The 24214-nt window shown below is 58.7% G+C and carries 19 protein-coding genes and 1 pseudogene; 6 read left to right on the plus strand and 14 right to left on the minus strand.

The genetic code is table 11. The annotated features are described in order from the left end of the window. Genes G3O01_RS07600 through G3O01_RS07610 form a run of 3 tightly spaced genes read right to left on the minus strand, consistent with a single transcriptional unit; the run spans nt 1 to nt 4968 of the window. The gene (locus G3O01_RS07600) at nt 1-1158 is read right to left on the minus strand and encodes a CaiB/BaiF CoA-transferase family protein (RefSeq protein WP_205803911.1); all 1158 of its coding nucleotides are present in this window, start codon (nt 1156-1158) and stop codon (nt 1-3) included. A gap of 25 nt (nt 1159-1183) precedes the next feature. Then, entirely contained in the window at nt 1184-2932 is a 1749-nt protein-coding gene (locus G3O01_RS07605) for a hydantoinase B/oxoprolinase family protein (RefSeq protein ID WP_205803912.1), read from the minus strand. Continuing rightward, nucleotides 2929-4968 carry a hydantoinase/oxoprolinase family protein gene (locus G3O01_RS07610; protein WP_205803913.1) on the minus strand — a complete coding sequence of 680 codons (2040 nt, stop codon included), beginning with the start codon at nt 4966-4968 and terminating at the stop codon, nt 2929-2931. Before G3O01_RS07610 ends, G3O01_RS07605 begins: the two co-directional genes overlap by 4 nt. A 317-nt stretch (nt 4969-5285) precedes the next feature. Here G3O01_RS07610 and G3O01_RS45540 point away from each other — a divergent pair. Next, nucleotides 5286-5492, plus strand: a pseudogene (locus G3O01_RS45540) (LysR family transcriptional regulator); the annotation flags it as partial. 69 nt (nt 5493-5561) lie between these two features. Continuing rightward, on the plus strand, nt 5562-6221 hold the full coding sequence (locus tag G3O01_RS07615; RefSeq protein ID WP_241023795.1) for a LysR substrate-binding domain-containing protein: 660 nt from the start codon (nt 5562-5564) through the stop codon (nt 6219-6221). A gap of 226 nt (nt 6222-6447) precedes the next feature. On the opposite strand, the gene G3O01_RS07620 is transcribed toward G3O01_RS07615, so the two are convergent. From G3O01_RS07620 to G3O01_RS07635, 4 genes are all read right to left on the minus strand, one after another. Next, on the minus strand, nt 6448-7371 hold the full coding sequence (locus G3O01_RS07620) for an MBL fold metallo-hydrolase (protein WP_241023761.1): 924 nt from the start codon (nt 7369-7371) through the stop codon (nt 6448-6450). A gap of 308 nt (nt 7372-7679) precedes the next feature. Next, the gene (locus tag G3O01_RS07625; protein ID WP_205803915.1) at nt 7680-8627 is read right to left on the minus strand and encodes a hydroxymethylglutaryl-CoA lyase; all 948 of its coding nucleotides are present in this window, start codon (nt 8625-8627) and stop codon (nt 7680-7682) included. Nucleotides 8628-8670: 43 nt separating this feature from the next. After that, nucleotides 8671-10038 carry an MFS transporter gene (locus G3O01_RS07630; protein ID WP_205803916.1) on the minus strand — a complete coding sequence of 456 codons (1368 nt, stop codon included), beginning with the start codon at nt 10036-10038 and terminating at the stop codon, nt 8671-8673. Nucleotides 10039-10110: 72 nt separating this feature from the next. Continuing rightward, nucleotides 10111-10926, minus strand: a complete 816-nt coding sequence (locus G3O01_RS07635) for an enoyl-CoA hydratase-related protein (protein WP_205803917.1) — start codon at nt 10924-10926, stop codon at nt 10111-10113. Nucleotides 10927-11864: 938 nt separating this feature from the next. Between G3O01_RS07635 and G3O01_RS45180 the strand changes: the two genes are divergently transcribed. Next, entirely contained in the window at nt 11865-12119 is a 255-nt protein-coding gene (locus G3O01_RS45180; RefSeq protein WP_241023762.1) for a hypothetical protein, read from the plus strand. Between the two features lie 70 nt (nt 12120-12189). Here G3O01_RS45180 and G3O01_RS07645 read toward each other — a convergent pair whose 3' ends face one another. The 4 genes from G3O01_RS07645 to G3O01_RS07660 are packed head-to-tail and all read right to left on the minus strand — an operon-like array spanning nt 12190 to nt 17048. Further along, on the minus strand, nt 12190-13095 hold the full coding sequence (locus G3O01_RS07645; RefSeq protein WP_346779160.1) for an NAD(P)-dependent oxidoreductase: 906 nt from the start codon (nt 13093-13095) through the stop codon (nt 12190-12192). Beyond that, entirely contained in the window at nt 13092-14867 is a 1776-nt protein-coding gene (ilvD, locus tag G3O01_RS07650) for a dihydroxy-acid dehydratase (RefSeq protein WP_205803918.1), read from the minus strand. The genes G3O01_RS07645 and ilvD overlap by 4 nt, the downstream gene beginning before the upstream one ends. Nucleotides 14868-14886: 19 nt before the next feature. Beyond that, nucleotides 14887-15675: an SDR family oxidoreductase gene (locus tag G3O01_RS07655; protein WP_241023763.1), complete on the minus strand. Its 789-nt coding sequence runs from the start codon at nt 15673-15675 to the stop codon at nt 14887-14889. 11 nt (nt 15676-15686) lie between these two features. Further along, a complete protein-coding gene (locus tag G3O01_RS07660) occupies nt 15687-17048 on the minus strand; it encodes an MFS transporter (protein ID WP_241023764.1) in 1362 nt (453 codons plus the stop codon). A 161-nt stretch (nt 17049-17209) separates the two neighbouring features. Between G3O01_RS07660 and G3O01_RS07665 the strand changes: the two genes are divergently transcribed. Continuing rightward, a complete protein-coding gene (locus G3O01_RS07665) occupies nt 17210-18163 on the plus strand; it encodes a LysR family transcriptional regulator (protein WP_205803919.1) in 954 nt (317 codons plus the stop codon). 24 nt (nt 18164-18187) lie between these two features. On the opposite strand, the gene G3O01_RS07670 is transcribed toward G3O01_RS07665, so the two are convergent. From G3O01_RS07670 to G3O01_RS07680, 3 genes are read right to left on the minus strand one after another with little or no spacing between them, the layout of a single operon-like run. Next, nucleotides 18188-19516: an aminotransferase class III-fold pyridoxal phosphate-dependent enzyme gene (locus tag G3O01_RS07670; RefSeq protein WP_205803920.1), complete on the minus strand. Its 1329-nt coding sequence runs from the start codon at nt 19514-19516 to the stop codon at nt 18188-18190. 33 nt (nt 19517-19549) lie between these two features. Then, the gene (locus G3O01_RS07675) at nt 19550-20338 is read right to left on the minus strand and encodes a TIM barrel protein (RefSeq protein ID WP_205803921.1); all 789 of its coding nucleotides are present in this window, start codon (nt 20336-20338) and stop codon (nt 19550-19552) included. 13 nt (nt 20339-20351) lie between these two features. Beyond that, complete coding sequence (locus G3O01_RS07680; RefSeq protein WP_241023765.1) at nt 20352-21731, minus strand: aminotransferase class III-fold pyridoxal phosphate-dependent enzyme; 1380 nt, start codon at nt 21729-21731, stop codon at nt 20352-20354. Nucleotides 21732-21913: 182 nt separating this feature from the next. On the opposite strand from G3O01_RS07680, the gene G3O01_RS07685 reads away from it, so the two are divergent. Beyond that, the gene (locus G3O01_RS07685) at nt 21914-22870 is read left to right on the plus strand and encodes a LysR family transcriptional regulator (RefSeq protein ID WP_205803922.1); all 957 of its coding nucleotides are present in this window, start codon (nt 21914-21916) and stop codon (nt 22868-22870) included. 216 nt (nt 22871-23086) lie between these two features. After that, on the plus strand, nt 23087-24172 hold the full coding sequence (locus G3O01_RS07690) for a branched-chain amino acid ABC transporter substrate-binding protein (RefSeq protein WP_241023797.1): 1086 nt from the start codon (nt 23087-23089) through the stop codon (nt 24170-24172). Nucleotides 24173-24214: the final 42 nt, after the last annotated feature.

The raw sequence follows: 24214 nt of genomic DNA on the forward strand, positions 1-24214 counted from the left end.
TCAGGGTGTCTCTTGAAGTGCTTCGGCAAGCAGTTGATTGTGCTCGCCGAGTTTGGGTGTAGACCCAGTGTCGGCAGGCCGCCTGCCGCCGAACGACACGGGAAGGCCGACAAACGTGGCGGCACCGTCTTCAGTCTTCTGCAGAATATCCAGCGCCTTTGTCTGTTCATGCGCGACGACCTGGTCGACCGTTTGAATCGGGCCACACGGAATCCCCACCTTGTCGAGACGTTCGAGCCAATGAGCAGCCGTCTTCCTGCCAAACTCGTGCTGCAGCAAATCAATAAGCTCGATCCGGTTGCTAACACGTGCTCCGTTGGTAGCGAAGCGACTGTCGTCGGCCAACATGCTCACTTCTAGCACTTCGCAAAGCCGACGGAAGAGTCTGTCATTGCCTGCTGCAACCATAATCGTCGAGTCGAAACACTCAAACGCCTGGTGGGGAACGATTGCAGCTGTTCCTGAGCCCCATCGCCCCGGCAGGACTCCAGAAGCCAGATAGTCCGCTATCTGCATGCCACCCCAAGAGAGCGCAGTCTCATAGAGCGAGACGGAAACGACCTCGCCCAGGCCAGTCGATTGCCGCCTGAAAAGTGCAGACAGAACTCCGATGGCCGCCCACAGCCCGGTTCCCATGTCGTTCACCGAGATGGGAATTCGGCTCAACGCTTCGTCCGGCTGCCCCATGAAGCTCATCAAGCCGCTAAATGCCTGCGCCAACGGGTCATAGCCCGGCTTGTCCCGCAGCGGCCCGACAGTTCCGAATGCTCCCAGGTTGCAATAAACAAGCGATGGTTTGAGCGCGAGCATCTGTTCCGCGCCGAGGCCATATTTCTCCGTCCCGCCTGCTTTCAGATTCTGGAGAACCACGTCAGCCTTCCGGACGATGAGTTCACGTAGTGATTCTGCTTGTAGCGGGTCTGATAACGACATGGCGATACTGGACTTGCCATGATTGACAGCGTGAAAAAGGGCTGCGGCACCATCGATGAACGGAGGTCCCCAGTCTCGCGCATAGTCCCCGCTTCCGGCGCTCTCAATCTTGATTACTTCGGCGCCGAGTGCCCGCAACACCATGCCCGCGTAGGGTGCGGCGAGACTGTGTCCAATCTCGACGACGCAAACGCCGTCGAGTGGAAGCTGCTTCGTCATTTCCATACTCCGTTTGTTTCCAGTCACCGGCTTACGTTGCCTCCGCGGCGACTTCAAATTGCTCCGACTGAATCAGCTCAAGGTCAAGCTGATAGAGGCGAATTGCCGCGTCGCGACTGATGTAGCCGTCCGCAACGTCGGCCACCACCAGCGCGCGCTCCCGCTGTTTTGGGTCACCGAAACCGCCGCTGCCTGCCGGCTGCACAACAACCCGGTCATTTCGATAGACAACCGTCTGACCACCCTTTGCAGGTACGACCATCTCCTGGCCGTCCGCACGCTGTACCTTGCACATGAACGGGCTGCCTGCGAGACCACCGAAATGGCCTTCTGGGGCCGTGTGCCCGCGCTCTCCCGAAACGGTGAACGTGGCTTCGTCATACTCAACCCGGTAGACGCGCCGAGAGGTCAGCCCCCCGCGCTGCCGCCCGGCGCCACCCGTATCGGGTACAAGCGACCACTCTTCCACCAGCAACGGCGAAGTCCGTTCAATCATTTCAATCGACTGGCTACCAGCGTTGCCCACATAGACCCGGATGCCACTCACTCCGTCCTTTTCTGCCCGTGCGCCCATGCCGCCAGCGTGTACGTCGTGCATCGTGACGAATTTCTCTCCCGTCTCCGCGACGCGCGCCTGGTTCGTATCGCGCCCGCTAAAGATGCCCGCGCACGCTGCGCAGTTGCTTTGCCCAAGGATACGATTCGGGACAGCCGGCGCAAGAGCCTTCAGAAGAAGGTCGATGACCCGCGGCGACGTCTCCGTGTTACCAGACACGACCGACGCTGGATATTCGCAATTGAGAACACTGCCTTGCGGGGCGATGATGGTCACCGGCCGATAGCAACCCTGATTGATTGGAATGCTGAGGTCTGTCAATGCTTTGACCGTGAACCAGGTGCTGTTGCAGGTGACGGAGAACGGACAGTTGATTCCACCTCGCACCTGAGCGCCTGTGCCTGTGAAATCGAACGTGATATGGTCATCCCTTACTGTGACTTTGACTTTAAGCAGCGGACGCTCGTGATTCCAGCCCGGCGCCTCGATGGGGTCAAGGTATTCCTCGGCCTCGTAGACCCCATCCGGAATCTTTGCAATCTCGGCACGGATGAGCTTTTCAGAGTGGTCAAGACTCTGGCGCATCACGTCACTCAATGCATCGGCGCCATACTTCGCAACAAGGTCCACAATGCGGCGGTCACCCACGAAGGTGCCCGCGTACTGCGCCTGAATGTCCAAACGCAACTCGTGAGAATTGCGGCTATTGCGAGTGAGGATTTCCAGAACGTCGCGAACCGGTTCATCGTTGCGATAAAGCAGAACCGGTGGAATCCGGATGCCTTCAGCAAACACATCCCACGTTGCGATTGCATAGCTGCCGGGCGACTGCCCTCCAATGTCCGTCCAGTGCCCACGCGTCATCACGAAGGCGACGATTTCACCGTCAACGAAGACCGGGCGAGTGAACTGGACGTCCGGCTGGTGATTACCGCCGCCGACGTAAGCGTCGTTGCTGACGATGACGTCGCCCGGTCGCAGATTCTCGCGACCCATGGCCTCAACCGATACACGGGTGGAAATCACTGCCGAGCCCAGCATCGTCGGGATGTCGTTGCCTTGAGCAACGAGTTGCATGTCAGCGTCGAAGATAGCTGCCGACGAATCGCCACTTGCATGCATCAGCGGGCTGCCGGCCGTGCGCATCATGGCGATCTTCATTTCCCGCGCGACTGCGAACAGACTGCTGCGGATGATTTCGTAAGTAACGATGTCCATGTTCATGCCGCCAGTTCAATGACAAGGTTCAAGTCGTCGTCGACACGCGCTGTGTGCGCGGCCTTCAAGACGGCGCAGCTGCTGTGCTCTTCAATAACCGCGGGGCCTTTAATCTGGGCACCTACTGGCAGCCGGCTTCGTGCAAACACCGGCAATGCGCGGACATTGCCGTCGATGTAGACATCACGCGTACGAACAGGCGTAACCGCTGCTCCCTCGTCCGAGTGCGCGACGCCGCCGCGCCAGCCACTTGTCGCGATGAGTTGCAGGCGGAGGTTTGCGACCATAATCGGCTTGTCCTTGCTGACAAAGTTCCAGAGCCGTTGATGTGCCGCTTCAAACTCTTCCGCCAGCACAGCACATGAGGCGTCGTCGGATGCTTCGACAGTAATGACATCCGGCTGGCCGACGTAACGGCAATCTGCCAGGCGCACTGCGCGGGTCTTATTCGCCTCGACGCCATGGCGCTCCGCTTCACTGCGGCCAAGCGCAAGCAGTTCATCAAACTCCGCGTGCAGTCTTTCGTCACCTAGCTTCGCGAGGTCACATTCCACCGGTCGTTGATAGTCGTACTGTTGGTCGGCGACCATCATGCCGAACGCGCTGAAGAGGCCCGGCAGCGGCGGAATCACAACACGGCGGATTCCCATTTCGTGCGCGAGGTCAACTGCATGGACCGGACCGGCGCCGCCGTAGCAGATGTACGAGAACTCACGCGGGTCGTAACCCCGCTCCACCGTCATGATTCGAATCGCCTGTGCCATCAACGCATTGGCGACCGAGCGCACCGCCTGCGCCGCATCCGGCACACTCATTCCCAGAGGCTTGGCAATGACTTCCTCGACCACGCGCCACGCAGCCTTTGCATCCAGCTGGAATTCGCCCCCAAGGAAGTTATCCGGGTCGATGTAGCCAAGCACGAGGTTGCAATCAGTGACCGTCGGTCGCTTGCCGCCGCGGCCGTAGCACGCGGGGCCCGGGTCCGCCGCAGCACTTTCAGGCCCGATGCGCACACCGCCGCCCGCGTCAATCCAGACGATAGAGCCTCCGCCCGCTCCCACTGAGTCGATGTCGATGCTGGGCGAACGCACGGTGTAGCTGTGCAGCAGGCTCTTGTTCCGGATTTCGGGTCTGAAATCACGGATGAGGGAAACGTCAAATGTCGTGCCGCCCATGTCGCCGAGAATTGCGTTGCGCAAGTCACCGCGCTCGCAATTCCGGATCGCCGCGCTGACGCCACCCGCAGGTCCCGACTCAAGCAGCACAATCGGACGGTCGGCGACGCGCGCGGGGCTCGCCAGGCCGCCGTTTGACTGCATGAAGAGGAACTTGCCGGCAAAGCCCAGGTGTGCGAGCGCGTCCACCAGACGACCGATGTAGCGACCGCAGACCGGTCCGAGCATCGCATTGATGACCGTCGAACTGGCTCGCTCATACTCCATGGATTCCGGGTTGACCTCATGCGATGCACACACGAAACGGTCAGGCAACATTTCGCGCAGCGCCGCAACGGCAGCCTTTTCGTGCTCGGGATTGACGTGCGAGTGCAGGAAACACACGGCAACCGCTTCGACGTCAGACTCCCGGATGCGTGCGGCAATCTCGGTCAGCTCGCCGTGCGAGAGCGGTGTCTCGACGTTCCCATCGAAACGCAGACGCTCTGTTACCTCCAGCCTCCAATGGCGCTCGACCAGCGCGCGTGGATTGTCGAACAAAAGGTCATAAAGGTCAGCACGGTCGTGACGCGACGCGCGCCGTATTTCAAGGATGTCCCGGAATCCACGAGTGGTCACCAATGCAGTTTTGGCACCCGTGCCTTCGACGACCATGTTCGTGGCCATCGTCGTTCCATGGCCAAGAAAAGAAATGTCGGCGCTCTTTGAACCCGATATTTCAAGAATCCTTCGGAAACCTTCGACCGTTCCTACGACCCGGTCTTTGGGCGTTGTCGGCACCTTGGTCGACCACACCTTCCCGGTCGAATCGTCCACCATCACGACGTCGGTGAAGGTGCCGCCGACGTCAATCCCTATCCGTTTCACGCTTGTTTGTCTCCGTTGACAGGCATGAGCCTCTTGGAAATACCGGTCGGACGTCGAAACGCGCTACTCGTACCCGCACCGAAGTTAGTGCTGTCCACATGCATCGAGGCAGAAATCGCGGTTACACTGCGCGACAGTGATTCGTGCGAGTTATCACCAGACGTCAAATGCCTCGTGCAGTACGTCTAAGGGCGCGGCGTTGGCGTGCGCCGTCGTCCGAATTGCATATGCGTCCACCGACCAGTCCAGTGTACTGGCGCGCCCTCTGAGGCAGATAATGAAAGGTTTGAATCAGGTGAACGTCTGGGGTTATATCCGTGATAACCAGTAACGATGCGATTCTGAGGCGCCTTCGCGGCGCCCACATTGCGCTGCTCATCGCGCTCGACGACCACGGGTCCCTGCGCAAGGCGGCCCAGCAAATCTCTTTGTCTCAGCCAGCGATAACCAAATCGCTGCAAGAGCTCGAAGCCATATTCGGTGTCGAATTATTCTCCCGCTCGCCCCGCGGAATTGTTCCAAACGACCTTGGGAGATGCGTAATACGTCATGCACGAACCCTTCGGGCAGACGTTGGAACGATGCGAGACGAAATGGCGGCAATCCTGCGAGGCGGCGGCGGCACCCTCGCCATTGGCGCTGTGATGGGCTCGCTGCCAGTCTGGCTGGCCCCCACTGTGAAAGCGTTGCGGGAGAGTCAGCCTGATACCTCAATCGAAGTATGGGAAGACAACAGTGCTCGCCTGCTGGCAATGCTCGACCAGCGGCTGCTGGACCTGGTAATCGGGCGGCCTAGTGTGAGCGTCCACCCGGAAGCCTATGATTTCATCCCGTTAGAGGTCGAAGAGATATGCCTGGTGGTAGATGGTGCCGACCCTCTGGGCGACAGGACTGAGGTGCAGCTGGCTGACATTATCGGGAACCCCTGGATTGTCCCGCAGGCAACACTCCCAATGCGCTCACTCTTCGAGCAGCTTCTTGATGACGAAGGTCTCGACTTTCCACGCTATGCGATGGAAACCTCGTCCACGTTCGCCACGCTTGCTCTGCTTCAAAATGGAGGCGGCACGGTCGGGCTGATACCGCGCAAGGTTGCCGAGTATTTCGCGGTAGGTGGCCTGGTTAAGATACTGCCGTTCTACATTGAGCGACGTGGCGCCCCTTACGGCATTGCAACACGCCGCGGCGCAACGCTTACGCAACCGGTCCAGAAGTTTATCGAACTTTGCCAGAGTCGCATCGCTGAAACGTGAACCTGCAGATACAGGCGGGTACTTCTGGCGCCCGCTCTTCGCTGACGCGCTGCTCGCTTCTTCACCTTGCCACGTTTCTCGACACGACGTCGTCGAACGCGCGAACCTTCGGCGCGATTGCCTCTTGCTGGGCCGCAGAACGCGACTTTTTAAGTCAGAGCCAACACGCGTCTTAGCCTATAAGGGCGTGCGTGCGTGCGTGCGCGCGCACGCCGCTCCTCGCTAGCTATTCTTTGTCAAAAGTAAAGCGGAAGGTGTCGCCGTGGCTCACCACGCGACCGGCCGTCGGGGACGGGAAGTGGGCCGTCAGAATTTTCGTTGTCGTATCTGCGTACCGGCTCATAACACCGAGGCGCGCCTCATGGGCCAGCTTGGCGTCGAAATCCGCCGCGTTAGCAAGCGAAGGGTCAACAAACTGGATTGGGTGGTGGATGACATCGCCGGTCATAACAGCATGTTCACCATGCTCATGCCCAAGATGTATTAAAACATGGCCAGCCGTGTGGCCCACTGCGGGAGTAAACCACACATCCTCGCCGAGTTCGTGCTCGAACGAATGGTCCATTTCGACAAACGTCGCCTGGTCGTGCTCGACGATGGGCAGCACGCTGTCGACGAACGAGCCACGATTCACCGGCATTTCTGGATTCGACTGATGCAGTTTCAGAAGATAGTCGTACTCGACTCGCGAAAAGATGTACTTCGCACGCGGAAAGGTCGGAACCCAACGACCGTCTTCGAGACGAGTGTTCCAGCCGACATGGTCGGTGTGCAGGTGCGTGCACATGACGTAATCGATGTCTTCGGGACGGGTACCTAGCGCAGCCAGGTTCTCAAGGTACGGCGTCTGCAGGTTGCTCCATGCAGGCATCGACGGACGATGCTTGTGATTGCCATTGCAGGTGTCCACAAGAATTGTATGATGCCGCGTTTTGACGACATAGCTGTGAAAGCTGAGATACAGCTTCAGCTCGCGCGGCTCAATCAGAGTGGGACCAAGCCAGCTGCGTTGTTCTCTTACGAAATCACGGTCGACGGTAGGAAAAAGCCAATTGGGCTCAAATTCCAGACTATCAATCTCGCTAAACTTGCTAATCTCGATGTCGCCGATTTTCTGCACGCGCACTGCGTTCTCCTTCTTCCAATTCAAATAATCTCATGCTCGGGACGCAGACCATTGCAGCCGAGCTATCGCCGCAATATTGGTAGCGCCCTGTGATAAGCAATCTGGTCTGCCACCGCGGTATATGCAACTCGGCGCTCGGCGAAGGCGGGGTCGACTTAAATCCGACGGGTCATGAAGCCCCTCCAAGGCGTTCCGACATGCTCAAGATGGCGGAAAAAATGCTCGGACCTCGTCCGGCAGCTCCCAGATTGACTCTGGATATTCCGGGCGCACACGGTGCAATGCGTTGCCCATGAACACTCACGGTTCTCGGACGCACGTCATAGCTCTGCTCACACCGTCTCCGCCTTGCGCAAATCGAATGTCTTCGGCAGGCCTGCCCGCGCAATCGCACCCGTGAACGGTTCGCCCGGTAACCAGCCTGAAATCGTCTCCCTGATTGAAAGCAGTGCATTTACATCCATGCCGGTATCGAGACCTTCGGATTCCAAGAGGAAGACGGTATCTTCCGTGTTGATATTCCCAGTGGCATTCGGTGCGAACGGGCACCCGCCAAGACCGCCCAGCGAGGAGTCAAAGCTGCGCACCCCTGCGTCGAGCGCGGCGATGACGTTTGCAAGACCAACGCCTCGGGTATCATGAAAGTGACAGGCGACCGGCACGTCCCTGGTGATGGCAAGAACCTTGCGCATTAAAGCCCGTACCTGCCCTGGATTCGCGTAACCGACCGTATCCGCAATTGTGATTTCGTCAGCACCGGCTTCCAGAAGAGTTTCGACAAGGCCGAGCACCCTGCTTTCTTCGACACGGCCGGCGATAGTGCACCCGAACGCGGTCGCTATACCTGCGCCGAGCGTAATATCGCGCGGCGCATCCTCGCCAGTGTCACGCTCCACGACAATACGCCCGAAGTCTTCAACTGACTCAGCAGTCGTACGTCGCACGTTTTTCAGGTTGTGTTCATTGCTGGCTGACAGCACGTAATGCACCTTGCTCAGGCCAACTTCGAAGGCGCGTTGAGCACCCTTGAGATTGGGAACGAGCGCGGCGGCATGCAGTCCCTTTATATGAAGCGCGCCCCGTGCAACATCCACCGCATCGGCAAACTGCGGGACAATTTTTGGAGGCACAAACGACGTCACTTCAATCTCAACCGACCCCGCATCCACCATCCGTCGGCACCACTCCAGCTTCTGCTCGGTCGACAAAATCGTTTGCACCATTTGCAGGCCATCGCGCAGACCTACTTCGCGCACTCTCACCTTTTCTCGTTTCGTCATTTCTCAATCTCCTTCGAAAACGGATGACCGGCACCGACGTCTGTCAAAGCATTGCATTCGCTGCTGCAGATTCATCCAACTTGTCAGAGGCCAGGCCGTCGACTGACCTAGAATCGGTCGTTCTGGGCGCAAGCACAATCGCAACGAGCGCGCCGACAACCATGAGCAAGGATATAGCGCCGAGACCTCCTGCCATGCTGTTAGTCGCCGTCTTGATTGAACCGATAATCATTGGGCTAATAAATCCTCCAAGCAGACCAATACAGTTCACCACGGCCACGCCACCTGCTGCTCCGCTGCCGCGGATATAGTCCGTCGAAATGGCCCAAATGAGAGGGTTGGGCGCAAGAATCCCTGCCGTCGCGACCGAAAGAGCTACCAGAGACCACGCAAGACTGCCGTGAATCAGACCCGCAGCAAACAGACCCACCGCACCGATAATCATCGTGATGCCGCAATGCCAGCGACGCTCCATCGTCCGGTCGGAGTTCCAGTTCATCCCGATGAGCGCAATCCAGCTTACGAAATACGGAATTGCCGAGTAGATACCGATTTCGAGCGGACTGGTCAGCCCCGTGCTTTTGATAAGTGTCGGTAACCAGAACCCGATTGCAAACACACCCGCTATTTGCGCAAACCAGACGAACCCCATCACATACACGCGCGGGTCGAGAAGTGCACGCCCAAAAGTGTGTTCCACGTGCTTGTCGCTCACCCCGGAACTCTGCTTCAGGTCTGTCAGAATTTGCGCCTTCTCAGCGTCACTCAGCCACTTTGCCTTCTGAGGACCGTCGTCCAGAAAAAAGAATGCAACGATGCCCAAGAAGCTTGCCGGCAAACCCTGCACGATGAACATCCATTGCCAGCCGTGCATGGCACGGATGCCTTCCATGTGCGTCATAAGCCAGCCGGACATCGGGCCGCCAATCAGACCCGCAATGCCGGTCGCACAAGTAAAGATTGCGATGGCTTTTGCACGACGCTCGACGGGATACCAGCGGGTCAGGTAGAAAATGATGCCCGGATACAGACCGGCTTCAGCAAGACCGAGCAGGAAGCGCACGGTGTAGAAATGCATCGGCAGCGTGACGAATGCGGTCGCGGCAGCCAGAATGCCCCACAGGACCATGATGCGTGAGAACGTCCGCTTCACTCCGATTTTTGTCAGCAGGAGGTTGCTCGGCACCTCCATGAGCACATACCCGAGGAAGAAAATCCCTGCCCCAATGCTGTACGTGAAGTCGCTGAAACCAACGTCGTGCTTCATGTCGAGCTGCGCGATGCCGACATTGACGCGGTCGAGAAACGCAAACACGTAGCACAGAAAAAGGAACGGAATCAGACGCCTCGTGATTTTCCGGTACGTTTGCTCTGCCAGCGGACCAGTCGTAGCGTTGATGGGCGAACTCATGCATGTCTCCTCCGGCCGAACGCCGGTTAGTAGGCCGCCAGCAGCGGCTGGTGGCCTTCCCTTGTTGTGCGACTAGCGCCCCTTGAAGACAGGCTGTCGCTTTTCGTTATATGCGCTGATACCTTCCAGACGGTCTTCCGTCGGGATAAGTCGGTTGTAGGCTTCAATTTCGATGAATAGGCCCGTGTTCAGGTCGGTCTGCATACCAAGGTCAATCGCCTTCTTTGCTTGCGAGACCGAGAGCGGCGCGCTGGTGCAGATATCTCGGGCAGCTTCAATCGCGCGTGCCAGCACCTGGCCCGGCTCGTACAACTGGTTCACGACGCCCCACGCAAGTGCTTCTTCCGCCGAAAACTTCGAACCGCGGAAAATCAGTTCTTTCGAGCGGCGCGTACCAATCGTGCGCGGAAGTTGTTGGGTGCCACCGCCACCCGGCATGATTCCGCGTTTGACCTCGGTAAATCCGAAGACCGCCTTATCCGAGGCGTACGCAAAGTCACAAGCCAGCAGCAGTTCGAGCCCGCCTGCTACTGCCGAACCGTTGACAGCGCAGATAAGAGGAATCGGGCAATGGGTGATTGCGCGAACCATGCGTTCGAACAGATAGTGCTGCGTGCTGAACTGCTCGTCCGTCATGCCTTCACGTTGCTTCAAATCTGCGCCGCCACAGAAGGCTCGCTCACCTGTACCCGTAAGAATTGCGCAACGATATTGCGTGGGGTCGACCTCCAACGCGCCAAAGACCTTAATCAGCTCTCGGCCCATTGGTGTACTGATTGCATTCGATACTTCAGGACGGTTCAACCGAATTACGAGAATATGGCCATCGATCTCTTCCAGCACTAGTGTGCCAATCGCGGCCGGATCAAGGTGTTGAGCAATCTTCAATGTCACTCCTGAGTCATACCTATCAATAAAAAACTGTACTGGTTAAGCTTCGGCTTCCAGCTCCTTCCGTGCTCGCGAGTTCCGGAAGTGGTTTGATCACATTTGCAATAACTCCCAAATTCCGCATACGTCCCGTCTCATAGGTCAGTGCGAGTTGATTTGTTGCCGCCTTAGAGCGAGGGCTCATGGTCGTACTGTTTGCTCATCCCACATCGCCATATGCGTCCTCCGACATGAGTGAGCTACGCGGCCACTGCTTCGCGGTTTGAACTATGCACATTCACACTGCCCATTCGAGTTTACTGACGCACCCTATGTACGGGTAATGAAACCTTCCAATCACGTGAAAGTGATAGGTTATATCCGTGATAACCACTAGCGCGATAGGCAAACGGAGGAGGGATTGGGCTTGCTGACATATTTCGCTGCAGCACAGCATAGAAATATGCTATTGAGGTGATACGGGTGAGTGAAATTCGGTTCGCCTGCGCGTCGGCCACGCGACGGATCGACGGTGGATGGTTCCAGGCGAAGACCACTATCTGGCGCAACGAAGGAGAAGTACGAATCGAGATACGAGACATCTCGCACTCAGTTAATCACCCTCTGCTCAGGGTGAGCAAATCGTATCGGCTGCGGTTGGACTAGTGATCGAACTGTTGTTGTCGTCTCTCCGACTCAGGTGACTGTGCTTGAGACCGACGTAGAAGGCGCTATGGTCCGATGCTAGAGGTCAGGGAGAGGCCGGCCGCACCCTTTAGATCGGTGAACGAGGCAATCCGCTTCGCTCTTCGAACTGGAGCGGAATCCACGGCACATCGGCCATGTCGCTCAAACACGCGATTACCGGCCTTAAGTCTTTCTTCACGGTCGAGATCGACCGGCCGAGTTGATGGTCAGGACGCAACTCGTGCGCATTTCCCCGCATATTGCCCGTCGTGTTTAATCCCGGTGAAGTGCGGCAGTTCATCGAGGCGGCCGGCAACCTGAAGTACCAGACCGCGCTGTCGGTCGCATACGGTGCTGGGCTGCACGCCAGCGAAGTGGTCGCACTAAAGGTCACCGACGTCAACAGCGGGCGCACAGGCGACCGTGATCGAGTTCTTGTGAACATCCAGACCGACGTGCCGCGTGCTATCGTGTTCCGTGCTGGCCTCCCTGCGGGCCAGCCTTGGCCTCACGGAAAGTCGTAGTGTCTTAACAAACTGAGGCAAATCCTTTCCAGACAATCTCACGACCTAGCTGCCCCGCGCTCACCGTGAGTCATTCCACCGAAGCAAGCACGATCTGCGAGATATCGGCATCCCCAAGGCCATCATCCACAGCACGTGTCAACCAGTCGCGTACGCGACTCGCGATGGGCAGCACGATTCCGCACTCCGTCGCGAACTCGTTGATGGCATTGAGATCCTTGAGCATGGTGCGTATCGAACCCGAGGGCTGCTGCGGCGGCACGACCATACGAGGCTGCAATGTTTGCAGAAGGACCGAATCCGCCCAACCGCCCGCAAGCGCGGTGGGAATCCGCGCTGTGTCGATGCCACCATGCCGCGCGAGAAGCGTGCCCTCTGCGATGGCTGCGATCGTTGTCATCACGATGATCTGGTTCACAAGCTTCGTCGCCTGACCTGCACCGCTCTCCCCCATGCGCGTGACTCGCGCGGCGAATGCGGCAAGCACGCGTTCGATTGCAGCGATACGTTCCGCTTCGCCGCCAGCCATGATGGCAAGCGTGCCGGCCGCTGCGCCTGCAACCCCGCCCGATACAGGCGCATCGACCCATGCACCGTCCGCTATCGCCGACTGCCAGCGACTCGCCAGCGAGCGCGCCTGCGAAGGTGCAAGCGTCGAATGATCGACGATGGTCAGTGCCGCAGCGGCAGTCACGCCTGAGGCAAGACCATCCGCGCCAAATGCGACATCCTCGACGGCATTGCCATCGGCGAGACATAGCAGGACGATGTCGGATCGTGCAGCAACGTCGCGAGGCGTTTCACACGCGATGCACGAAGACGTCGCAGCTTCCTGCACGAACGCCTGGGCTTTGTCGTACGAACGATTCCACACCGCTACACGATGTCCCGCCGCCACGACACGTTGCGCCATCGGCCCGCCCATCTTCCCGAGTCCGCAAAAGCCGACCCGCATCGATTCATCCGGCGTACTCACGCGTCGTCTCCGTGCGTGGGCGCATCGTACGGCCATTCGAGCGCCCCAGAATGCGTAACCGCTCCAAGATTCGCGGGACGCACCAGCGCCTCGTATTTTTCGAGCACACCCGCCAGCCGACGCGGCGCACGAGGTGCCAACGCCACGCGACGATGCTCGAATTCGTCGTCGCTAATCTGAACGTTGAGTGTGCGCGCTATCGCGTCGATGACAATCCGGTCGCCATTTCGCAGCAACGCAATCGGGCCGCCCATCGCGGCCTCCGGGCCGACGTATCCGATACACATGCCGCGCGTCGCGCCAGAAAAACGCCCGTCCGTGAGCAACGCGACCCGTTCGCCCATGCCCTGCCCGTATATCGCTGCCGTCACACTCAACATCTCGCGCATGCCCGGCCCGCCCTTCGGTCCTTCATTTCGGATCACGAGTACGTCACCTTCGTTGTAGCTGCGTGCGGCAACCACGGCCATGCAGTCCTCTTCGCATTCGAAAATGCGCGCCGTTCCTTCGAAACGCAGCGACTTCAGGCCCGCGACTTTCAGGCACGCGCCGTCCGGCGCGAGGTTGCCCCGCAAGATCACGAGGCCGCCATTTTCTCCGAGGGGCGTCTCGCAGGCGCGCACCACTTCGCCGTCCGGATCGGCTGCGTCGACGAGTACCTCTTCGAACGTGCGGCCATCGAGCGTCAGCACGTCGCCGTGCAGATATCCGCCTTTGAGCAGCGCCTTCAGCACCGTCGGCACACCGCCCGCATTATGCAGATCCTGCGCGAGATATCGTCCGCCCGGTTGCAGATCGCCGATTAACGGAATGCGGGCAAACACGCGTTCGACGTCGTCGAGCGTGAAGCGAACACCTGCCTCGTGCGCAATCGCGGGAATATGCAATGCGGCGTTGGTCGAGCCACCCGTCGCCGCGACTGCAGCGCACGCGTTTTCCAGGCTCTTCATTGTGACGAGGTCACGGGGAAGCGGGCCGCCGTGCATCAGCGTACGCATCACCGTTTCGCCGGCGCGTCTCGCAATCGCAATGCGTTCGCTGTAGACGGCCGGCACCATCGCGGAACCGAGTGGCGCGAGACCGAGCGTCTCGGCGACCATCGCCATGGTGTTCGCGGTGAACTGTCCCGGACACGAGCCGGCAGTCGGCGTACAACGTTTTTCGATTGCATTGAGTTGCGCTTTCGTGATGTCGCCGCGTTGCGCCGTGCCGACCGCCTCGATTGCCGTCAGGATCGTCGCCTGTCGCTGCAGTCCATGACCCGTGCCACCAGGAAGCTGGCCAGGCGCAGTGCCCGGCAGCATCGCGCCGCCGAACAGGAATACGCCCGGCACGTTCACGCGCACCATGCCCATCAGGATACCGGGCAGCGTCTTGTCGCAGCCGGCGACACCGACCAGCGCATCGTACGCGTGCGCGCGCACGAACAGTTCGACGCTATCAGCTACGACCTCGCGCGATACGAGGCTCATGCGCATGCCCTGATGATTCATCGACGTGCCATCGGAAACGGAAATCGCCGAGCCGCGAATCGGTACACCACCGCCCGCGGCGACGCCGAGTCGCGCGTTGTCGGACACTGCGTTGAGCGACATCGAACAGGGTGTGTTTTCGCCGAACGTATCGACAATCGCGACGAAGGGCTTTTGCATCGATTCGTCGTCGAGACCGGTCGCGCGCAGAAACGCGCGATGCGGAGCACGCGTCACACCCTCGGTGACCATGCGTGAACGGTGTTTGCCGAGTGGCTTCCTGCTCTGAAAGTGGGACATGTCGTTAGTATCAGTGGGTTTAGCCGTTGTTGAGCAACAGGCCATTTTCAGCGGCGATGACCTGCCCTGTTATCGCGGGCGCACTACACAGGAACCACGCAATATCGGCAATCTCCCCGGGAAGGGACACGCGCTTGAGCGGAGCGTTGGTCGTCATGTGGTCGATCACGGCGGCATAGCGCGTCGTGTCGAGCACACGCAGCAGCAGACCATCATCGACCATGCCCGGTGCAATTGCGTTGACGCGCACGCGCGGCGAGAGAGAACGTGCGAGCGACAGCGTCATCGTATTGACTGCGCCTTTGGATGCCGCGTACGCGAGCGACGAACCCGTTCCATTCAGTGCTGCCAGCGACGAGATGTTGACGACGCTCGTGCTGCGGGTATCCGTCGCGGTTTCGCGCAGCAACGGGGCAGCCGCACGCGTCATCTGGTACAGGCCGATCGTGTTCACGCGATACACACGCTCGAATTCGTCGGCGTCGAGATGGTCGAGTGCGTCGTGCGCGATCACCTTCGTTGTTCCCGCGCAGTTCACCAGCGCGTCGAGTCGGCGAAAGCGCGTTGTCACGCTATCGACGGCCGCGCGACAATCTGCGTCGTTGCCGACATCGGCGTCAAATACAAGCGTGTCGCTGCCCGCATCGCGGCACGCGGCTGCTACGGCATGCGCGCTTTCTCGAGTCGAAGCATCGAAGTTGCCAATCGCGACCGCATAACCTGCACGCGCGAAGCGCAACGCCGTCGCCGCGCCAATCCCGCTTGCAGCGCCCGTGATCATGCACACAGGCCGAGTGTCTGGTTTCATCGGAAGATCCATTACGACAGAGGTTTGGACTGACGCGCGGGCATCGTCAGCACCAGCAGCGCGCCGATAACCAGCGCGATGGCAATCGCGATCATGCCTGGCAACAACTTGCCGCCGCTCAGATCGGAAAGCCAGCCCACCACAAACGGGCTCACGAATCCCGCGAGATTGCCCGTGCAGTTGATGACCGCGATCGCGGCGGCCGCACCCGCGCCGCCCATCATTGCAGTCGGAATGCCCCAGAACACCGGCGCGATCGAGTTGATGCCGATTGCCGCGACCACCAGCGCGACGAGCGACAGTCCGACGTTCGATGCGCACAGCACAGATGCCAGCAGCCCAAGTGCGCCGATCGTGCAGCACACGGCAACATGGCGACGACGCTCCCCGCGACGGTCCGCGTGCCGCGCAATGAGCACCATCGCAACCGCGCTGATGAGCGAAGGGACCGCCGACAGCCAGCCGATGTTCGCAATGCTCGCGACCCCGCTCGCCTTGATGATCGTTGGCACCCAGAATGCGAGGCCGTAATTGCCCATCGCGATACAGAAATACGTGAGCCCGAGCAGCCAGACCCGGCCGCTGGCGAATGCGCCGCGCACCGAGTGTTCGACACGCGTCGCGGCATCGCGGCGCAGATCCGCGGCAAGGCATGCCTTCTCTTCGGCGCTGAGCCATTTGACGGAGTCGATGCGGTCATACAGAAGGAAGAACGCTGCGATACCGACCACGAGCGAACCGAGACCTTCGACGACGAACAGCCACTTCCAGCCTTCTACGCCATAAACACCGGCAAAGTGGGACATCACCCAGCCCGACAGCGGACCGCCAATCGCGCCCGACACAGGAATGGCCGTCATGAAGAGCGCGATGATCTGCGAGCGCCGGGCGGACGGGAACCAGTTAGACAGATACAGCACGATCCCGGGGAAGAAACCCGCTTCGGCGACGCCAAGCAGGAAACGCAGCACGTAAAACGAGGTCGCGTCCTGTGCAAACATCGTTGCACACGACACGATGGCCCACGTGACCATGATCCGCGCAATCCATCGGCGCGCGCCGACACTGTCGAGGATCAGGTTACTGGGCACCTCGAAGATGAAGTACCCGAGAAAGAAGATGCCCGCGCCGATCCCGTAGACGGTTTCGGAGAGATGCAGGTCGGCGAGCATCTGCAACTTCGCGAAGCTGACGTTCACACGGTCGATGTACGCGACGACGAACGCGAGAAACAGGAACGGCAGAATGCGGCGCGTGAGCTTGCGGTAGAGCGCCGGATTTGCCTCGTTCGCGTCCTCGGCACCTTCGCGCCTCCCGCCCAGGCTATCGGGCGCCACATGGCCCGGGGACTTGCCGTATGAAGTCATGCTCATGATGTCGTCTCCAGTCGTGTCGTTTTGTTATGCTTGCTGCCGATGCGATGACGGATATTTCGGCATAGACGTAAGCGTAGCTGGGCTTGCCGGCCAGTCGCAAATCACTCTTTCGGTGTCGCGCATAACCTTTTGGTTATGCTGGATCAGGGAAAACGCGAATGTCTGCCACCAGTGACTCGATCGAACGCTTCTTTCGCAGCGGCCTGAAGCTGTCGCAGCTGCGCATTCTCGTGAGCCTTGCCGACCTTGGGCAGGTCACGCGCGTCGCAAGTGCTTTTCATGTCACGCAACCCGCGATCTCGAAGCAGATTTCCGAAATCGAAAGTGCGCTGGGCGTGCAGGTCGTCAACCGCACCGGCAATTCGGTTGAACTCACGGTGATTGGTCAAGTGATCGTTGCGTGTGGACGCGAGGTACTGCGTCACATCGACCTCGCTCGTCGCGATGTAAGCGCCCTAGCGTCAGGCACGGGCGGCCATGTACGGCTTGGCGCGGTTGCGACGATTCCCGAACCGTTGACTGCCAACGCTGTGCAACTGTTTCTGCGGCGCGCGCCCAGCGCGTCGCTATCGTTTGTCGAAGGCACCCTCGACAGACTCATCAAGCTGCTCGACGACGGCGACCTCGACATCGCGCTCGGCCGCAACCGGATAACGAGCACGCAAACCCCACTGGCGCAGGAAACGCTATATCGCGAGCCCTTTGTCTTCATCACCGGTACATCGCATCCGCTGGGCGCGCCGGAGCGCGAAATCGACTGGCATGATCTCGACGCATGCCGGTGGATCACGCCACTTCATGGGTCGCCTGCTTACGCCACGTTGATCGAAGCATTGAGCGAGCATGGGGTCGCGCCCGCGCCAGGCAGCGTCGAATCGAGTTCGCTCGCGTTGAATCTCACGCTGCTACAAGGCGGCGAGTTCGTTTCAATACTCCCACTATCGGTTGCACGGCAGCACACATTGCGCGGCACCATGCGCGTGCTGCCGCTGGCACCGCTCGAGCCGTTGGGGGAAGTAGTCGCATATTGGCGGGCAGACGTGACGGCACCTGCTGCGCACCTCTTTGCGGAATGCCTGAAGGAAGTCTCGGGCGAATTGCTCGGCGATTGAGGAGCGGACTCTGTCGTGGAGAGCTTATTGGCTAGCCGGCAAAAGTGTCCGGTAACGCTCAATGAAACCGGCGTTGGTCGAGATGAAATGCGTCATGTCTTCCTCTGTTAAAGGAAGGCTCAGTGTCATGTACCCGCGTCGCGCTATGTACACGCCGTTCTCGATCAGGTGGAAGAAGAACAGGTCTTTGATCCTGTGCTCCAGGCCCGCAAGATCATCGACGGAACAGATTGCATGGTCAGTGGGCTGAAGGTTCATCAATGAACCAAGTCCGAAGAATCGCATTGCTATCCCAGACGCGCCGAATTGCTGATTCAAGGCATCGCGAAACCGGTCACCCCGTTTGTTGAGTTCCACCGCGGCCTCCGGCGTGTACAACTCGCGAAGTCCAGCGACGCCTGCCGACATTGTCAGTACGTTGTTGTTGAAAGTGCCTGCGTGTGCCAACGCGCCGTGCTGGCGTGGATCGAACTGCGCCATGATGTCCTCACGCCCGCCGAAGGCGCCGAACGACATTCCTCCACCGATGTATTTCCCGAGGGATGTCAGGTCGGCCGCGATGCCGAGCCACTCCTGCATTCCGCCCGGTGCCAGCCGTGAAGTCATCACTTCGTCGAACGCCAGCAACGCGCCGAATCGCGTGCACACGTCCCGCAATGCGCCAAGAAATTCCGGCTGCCCAACGATACAGCCCGACGCACCTTGCATTGGCTCGACAAGAATCGTGGCGATGTTGCTGCCGTGCTTTTTGAACAACGCCTCGACGCTGGTAATGTCGTTGTAATTCGCGAGCAGGAATTCATGGGGGACGTTGACCGGGTTCTGACCAGAACCGAAGGAGAGCACGCCGCCGTGATATCCGCCGTTAAACACGACAATCTTCGACCTTTTCGTGTAGGCCTTCGCTGCAGCCAACAACAAGAGATTCGCTTCCGTTCCCGAATTGGTGAATCGCACGCGTTCGACTGTCGGGAAGCGCTCACAAACAGCTGCTGCCAGCTCTGTCTCGATGAGATTGTGGCCGCTGAGATTGATTCCGCCATCAAGGGCCACATCGATCGCGCGACGAATCACCGGATTCGAATGACCATAAATGCCCGCACTGAACTCTGCGATGAAGTCGCGATACTCATGTTCATCTGCATCCCAGAGCCTTGCTGCCTGGCCACGTGCCATGGCGAGCGGGAATGGCGAGTAATAGAGCACTGAGCGCGTGTTACCGCCTGGCATGGCTGCCGTAGCCTTCGCATATTGCGCCGCGCTTTTTGGATTTGCGCTTGCGTATCTCTTCGCTGCTTCGTCTAGCGCTTCAGATAGTGCTGTCGAATACGTCTGCTTATCGAAATTCGTCATGTCAACTCGTTCGGTGTTTCGATAGTTCGTGCTCTAGACTGTTTCGGAGTACCTCGCCATCTTTCGCCACGCCAGCCCTTCCTCCACATTTCCGCGAGGCTTGTACTCGCATCCAATCCAGCCCTCATAGCCGCGCAGTTCAGCTTCGTGGAGCACCTCCACGATATCCACGTCACCGGCACGCGGCTCACCTCGATCCGGTACGGCCGCAATCTGGATATGACCGATCCTTGACCAGTTTCTTTTCAGCACGTCTCGAACTCTGCGGTGATGCATGCCGACGTGATACGTATCGAACTGGATCTTCAAAGAGGGATGCCCGACATCGTCCAGTAGCTGCGCCAGTTCATCGACCTCATGATAGAAATATGCCGGATGAAGGGCGCGGTTCAATGGTTCGAACAGTAACCTGACGTTACTAGCACTCGCGAGATCGGCGGCCAATGCGATATTGGATTTGAACGCTTCGAGGCATGCATTACGCCAATATCCCGACGTGTTACCCGCCATGATATGCAAGGCTTGCGCACCGGCCGCCTGACAGTAGTTCAACCCCATATGCAGGCTTTCAGCAAATTCGTCTTCGCGACCCGGAATCGCCGCGAGGCCGAGTTCTCCGTTGGCAGGATCTCCGGGCGAAGAGTTGATCCCTAGCAGCGTTAGATTGAACTCTTGAATCGCGCCGCGAACCTGGCCTGGCGCGACGGTGTAGGGAAAGTGCATTTCTACCGCACGAAAGCCCGCGCGCGCGGCAGCTTCAATGCGTTCGAGAAGCGGCAAGTGCGACCACAGCATTCCGACGTTAGCTGAATATCGTCTCATCTGACAGCTCGGATCAGGCTTTCCGCGCGGCCGTCAGCCCGCGCGTCACCGCCGAAATGGTCTGGTCCACATCGTCATCCGATATGGCCGTCGAGCCGACGAACATGTTGCGAAGAACATGCAGCCCTTCCGCCGCCATCAGCTTCGGCATGATCGCGGATAGCGCCGATACCTCCGGTGTCTGCTGGGTATAGAGGTCGCGATAATCGACGGGAATGCTTTCCGTAAATAGCACGTTGGTCATCGAACCTCGATTGACAACATGCCCCTGGGTTCTGGTATCGGCGAGAGCGCGCCTCAACCCATCGGCCAGCCGCTGACCTTGGGCCGCCAGCATGTCGAACGCGCCCGGCGTCATGAGCGACATCGCCACGAATCCGGCCGCCATTGACATCGGGTTGCCTGTGAATGTGCCGGAATGCTTTACTTTAGGCTCGCCTTCGTCGACCGAGAAAACGGACATCACTTCACGCTTACCGCCGACCGCTCCGACGGGTAATCCACCTCCGATCATTTTTCCCATCGTCGTGAGATCCGGTGTGACGTCAATGATGCCCTGTGTGCCGCCATAGCCGGTACGCAGCGACCACACTTCGTCGAAAATCAGAACCATACCGAGTTTTTCAGTCGTTTCGCGCAGCGCGACGAGGAACTCGCGTTCTGCGTACACGCCCGCTCCCAACGACAGGCCGCTCGGATCGATAATTACCGTGCCGACCTCAGACGCATTGCGTGCCAGGATTTCCCGCATGGTCGCAATGTCATTCAGCGGGAACAACACAAGTTCATCGAGTAATGAGTTGGGCGTGCCGGCGTTGTGTGCAAGCACTGCCGGGTGTTCGCGATCACCCCATTTATTGGCTGACGGCATATAGCTGGCCTCTAGCAGATCATATTGACCGTGGTAGCCGCCTTCGAGCTTTGCCACTTTCGATCTGCCAGAGAACGCACGCGCTGCCTTGATCGCGATGAGATTCGCTTCTGTCCCAGAGTTCATGAACCGAACCTGCTCGACTGAAGGAATTCGCTCGACTAGCAGTTCTGCGAGGCGCACTTCCCATTCGGCGGGCATCGTGGCAGATAACAGGCGCGCGGCCTGCTGAGAGATCATCTCGACAACTTCGCGCTTGTTATGACCGTGAATCAGCGAGGCGAAGTTGTTGACCCAGTCGATACGCGTCCGACCGTCTGCATCCCTTATATATGGCCCGTCTGCGCTGACAGCATAAAAAGGATGAGGTTTCGTGACGAGCATGTTCCGGGTGTAACCCGAAGGCATCACAGCTCGGGCGCGCTCAAAAAGTTGGGCCGAGTTATCTTTGCTGATTGTGTCGCTATCAAAGTTCATTTCTTTCCCGTTGAATCTTTCCGGTTCCTGTGCGGTAAGCGTCAAGCACATAACCTTTTTGCAATTCGTCTCTTCCCATTCGGGCACAGGATTGACAGGGCTCCACAGGTTAAATCCTACGCACCTGTGCTCTAGTCCGGCAAGAATAGGCGACCAGGAATATCGTTGACAAATCACTTTTCAAGTCACTACATTACCCCTAGGTAATATGACCGAGACACAAGACGATGTTGACTCCCATAGAGCGATTTTTTTCGAGCGGCCTCCGGTTGTCGCATCTACGACTGCTAGTCGCACTGGCAGATCTCAAGCAGGTCACAAAGGTGGCGGCGGCCTTCAATGTCACGCAACCTGCCGTGTCGAAACAGATAGGCGAGATCGAACAGGCGCTGGGCGCTGCCGTAACTGAGCGCGTCGGCAAGGCCGTACTTCTGACGGACGTGGGTATCGTCCTCGCACGGCGCGGTCGCGAGATTCTCCGGCAGGTCGGACTCGCCCAGCGCGACGTCGCATCGCTGGTCACAGGCACCGCGGGCCATGTGAATCTCGGGTCGGTAACTGCTGTACCCCCCTCTTTTATTTCACAGTCGATGGTAAGCTTTCTCACTCGCGCGCCAGCAGCCTCTGTCCGATTCATCGAGGCTCCGTTAGACAAACTCCTCGAAATGCTACGCACAGGCGAGGCTGACCTTGTACTTGCGCGAGCCAGAGCGAAGGACGACCCTGACCTGTTGACGGAGTCCCTGTACAGTGAGCCCATCGTCTTCGTAGCAGGTCCCGCTCATGCGCTGTCCAGAGAGCGACTCGTCACCGTGAAGGACCTCACGGCATTTACCTGGCTGGTGCCGCAGCAAGGAAGCCCGTCTCACATAGCGCTCGCCCAGTTGATGGAAGAAGAAGGCCTCGACATCCGTGACGCGGTCGTTGAGTCCAGTAGCATCACTCTGAATATTGAGCTGATGGCGCGTGCGCCTTTCATCGGGTTATTGCCGTTGTCCTATGCAACCGAGTATGCAGCGAGAGGCCGCATATCGTTGATCAACTTTCCGGCTCTCACACAACTCGGCGAAGTGGTGCTATATCGCAGAGCGGACCTGACTAGCCCCGCGCCACTTCTGCTGGCGCAGTGCATGCGCGAGGAAGCAGCAGCTAGCGCCTCACACGACGACACAAGCACCACGTGAATGCAGCGCTTTCATTTTGGTCACATTACCCCCGCGTAATACGAGCATCCGAAAGAGTCAATTGTCATCGTCTTTTTGCACCCATAGCCTTTGTTTCGCTCTCCGCGACGTGGTTTGCGGGAGAGCTTCAACAGGTTGATTGCTATTGGGAGCGGGAGAATGACCAGTCATATCAAAACAGGATTCGCGGTAGTGGCGCTGTCGTTCGTGTGCTGCATGTCGTATGCGGTTGATGACGTCAAGATCGTGAAAATCGGCAGCGCAGCGCCGACCACCGGGGCAATTGCGAACCTCGGAAAGGAAAATGAGAACGGAGCCCGGTTGGCAGTGGAAGACGTTAACCGCCAAGGTCTTGTCATCGGCGGGCAAAAGATAAAGCTGGAACTTGTCACCATGGATGACCAGGCCGATCCTCGCCAAGGGACCCAGGTTGCACAACGCCTGGTCGACGATGGTGTGGTGGCGGTTGTCGGGCACCTGAATTCCGGCGTTTCAATTGCCGCGTCGCGCATCTACCACGACGCCCAGGTTCTGCAAATTTCACCGGATTCAACCAATCCGCAGTTCACGCAGCAAGGCTTCAACACAACATATAGACTTGTTGCGACAGATGCACAACAGTCGCCCGTGCTCGCGCACTACGCTTTGCAAACCCTGAAGGCGAAGAAAATTGCTATCGTCGACGACAGCACAGCATACGGTCAGGGACTCGCCGATCAGTTTTCTGAAGCAATCAAGGGCGGCGGTGCACAAGTCGTCGCTCGAGAAGCGACCAACGATAAGGCCATCGACTTCAAGGGGCTCATTACCAAAATAAAGGGGCAATCTCCTGATGTCATCTTCTATGGTGGCATGGATGCGACGGCCGGACCATTTATCAAACAGGCAGCACAACTCGGACTCAAGGCGAAGGTGCTCGGCGGCGATGGCACCTGCTCAGATGAAGTCGCGTCGCTGGCCGGCCAAGCCGTCGACAATCTGGTTTGCAGTATCGCCGGGCTCCCGCTGTCCCGAATGAAGACGGGTCCGACATTCGAAAAAGAGTATGAGAAGCGGTTTGGAACTTCTGTCCAGATCTATGCGCCGTACGCCTATGACTCAGTCATGGTCATCGTCGATGCCATGAAACGCAGTGGTAGCACTGACCGTGCAAAAGTGCTGGCAGCCGCTCGTTCGACTGACTATCAGGGCTTGATTGGCGACATTCAATTCGACGATAAAGGCGATGTGAAGAGCCCGAGGCTCACACTATACCGTTATAAGAACGGGAAGAAGACCCTTCTCACTACCATGACGCCTTGAGCATTAAACATCCTTTGGCGCCCGCTGTCGTTCCGCGGGACA

This window comes from Burkholderia sp. Ac-20365 (assembly GCF_017104715.1).
Classification (GTDB): domain Bacteria; phylum Pseudomonadota; class Gammaproteobacteria; order Burkholderiales; family Burkholderiaceae; genus Paraburkholderia.

Excerpts from the sequence above, each read along its gene's own strand:
- G3O01_RS07600 (WP_205803911.1), bottom strand. The coding sequence starts at position 1,158 with ATGGAAATGACGAAGCAGCTTCCACTCGACGGCGTTTGCGTCGTCGAG.
- G3O01_RS07605 (WP_205803912.1), bottom strand. The coding sequence starts at position 2,932 with ATGAACATGGACATCGTTACTTACGAAATCATCCGCAGCAGTCTGTTC.
- G3O01_RS07615 (WP_241023795.1), top strand. The coding sequence starts at position 5,562 with ATGGCGGCAATCCTGCGAGGCGGCGGCGGCACCCTCGCCATTGGCGCT.
- G3O01_RS07625 (WP_205803915.1), bottom strand. The coding sequence starts at position 8,627 with ATGACGAAACGAGAAAAGGTGAGAGTGCGCGAAGTAGGTCTGCGCGAT.
- G3O01_RS07630 (WP_205803916.1), bottom strand. The coding sequence starts at position 10,038 with ATGAGTTCGCCCATCAACGCTACGACTGGTCCGCTGGCAGAGCAAACG.
- ilvD (WP_205803918.1), bottom strand. The coding sequence starts at position 14,867 with ATGTCCCACTTTCAGAGCAGGAAGCCACTCGGCAAACACCGTTCACGC.
- G3O01_RS07655 (WP_241023763.1), bottom strand. The coding sequence starts at position 15,675 with ATGAAACCAGACACTCGGCCTGTGTGCATGATCACGGGCGCTGCAAGC.
- G3O01_RS07660 (WP_241023764.1), bottom strand. The coding sequence starts at position 17,048 with ATGAGCATGACTTCATACGGCAAGTCCCCGGGCCATGTGGCGCCCGAT.
- G3O01_RS07665 (WP_205803919.1), top strand. The coding sequence starts at position 17,210 with ATGTCTGCCACCAGTGACTCGATCGAACGCTTCTTTCGCAGCGGCCTG.
- G3O01_RS07670 (WP_205803920.1), bottom strand. The coding sequence starts at position 19,516 with ATGACGAATTTCGATAAGCAGACGTATTCGACAGCACTATCTGAAGCG.
- G3O01_RS07675 (WP_205803921.1), bottom strand. The coding sequence starts at position 20,338 with ATGAGACGATATTCAGCTAACGTCGGAATGCTGTGGTCGCACTTGCCG.
- G3O01_RS07685 (WP_205803922.1), top strand. The coding sequence starts at position 21,914 with ATGTTGACTCCCATAGAGCGATTTTTTTCGAGCGGCCTCCGGTTGTCG.
- G3O01_RS07690 (WP_241023797.1), top strand. The coding sequence starts at position 23,087 with ATGTCGTATGCGGTTGATGACGTCAAGATCGTGAAAATCGGCAGCGCA.